The sequence below is a fragment of the Rubrivivax sp. JA1026 genome, assembly GCF_011065555.1.
In the GTDB taxonomy this organism is placed as follows: Bacteria; Pseudomonadota; Gammaproteobacteria; order Burkholderiales; family Burkholderiaceae_C; genus Rubrivivax; species Rubrivivax benzoatilyticus.
On the sequence record NZ_JAALCQ010000022.1, the window covers coordinates 1 to 750 of the forward strand.

The 750-nt window shown below is 66.7% G+C and carries 1 protein-coding gene; it reads left to right on the forward strand.

The window, feature by feature from the left end; translation table 11 throughout:
* Nucleotides 1–61: 61 nt before the first annotated feature.
* Nucleotides 62–750, forward strand: a 689-nt coding sequence (locus G5B56_RS19735; protein WP_164964346.1) for a DDE-type integrase/transposase/recombinase, incomplete at its 3' end; no start/stop codon positions are given.

The window sequence follows — 750 nt, forward strand, 5'->3', positions numbered from 1 at the left end:
GGTGACAGGTGTGCGAGGACATAGGTGACACTTTTTCCTGCCTAGCCAGCGGAGAACGAAGTTGCCGTGGAGCGCAGTCACCGTGAAGGATCAGAGACAGGAGTTCGTCGGTCTGGCCCGCCAAGCGGATGCGAACGTCAGTGAGCTGTGTCGCCGGTTCGGGATCAGCCGCAAGACGGGCTACAAGTGGCTCAGCCGCGAGGACTTGGAGGACCGATCCCGTCGCCCATGCCATTCGCCATCTCGCACAGCGCAGGAACTGCAGGACCAGGTGTTGGCCGTTCGAGGCGAGCACCCGGCGTGGGGTGGCCGCAAGATCGCCCATGTCCTGGCTCGCGACGCAGGTGTGCGCATCGCGGCGAGCACGGTCAACTCGGTGCTCAAGCGCCACGGCTTGATCAGCCCCGGCGCGAGCGCGGCTGCAACCGCGTGGCAGCGCTTCGAGCATGAGGCGCCCAATGCGCTGTGGCAGATCGACTTCAAGGGCCACTTTGCCACCGACACGCAGCGCTGCCATTCGCTGACCGTGCTGGACGATCACTCGCGCTTCAGCCTCGTGCTGCAGGCTCTGGCCGGTGAGCGACGCGAACCGGTGCAGCAGGCCCTGGAAGATGCTTTCCGGCGCTACGGCCTGCCCGAGCGCATCAATGCCGACAACGGCCCGCCCTGGGGCGCACCGACCGTGGGTGCGCTCACGGGCTTGGGCGTGTGGCTGATCCGCCTGGGAGTGCGCCTGAGCCACAGTCGACC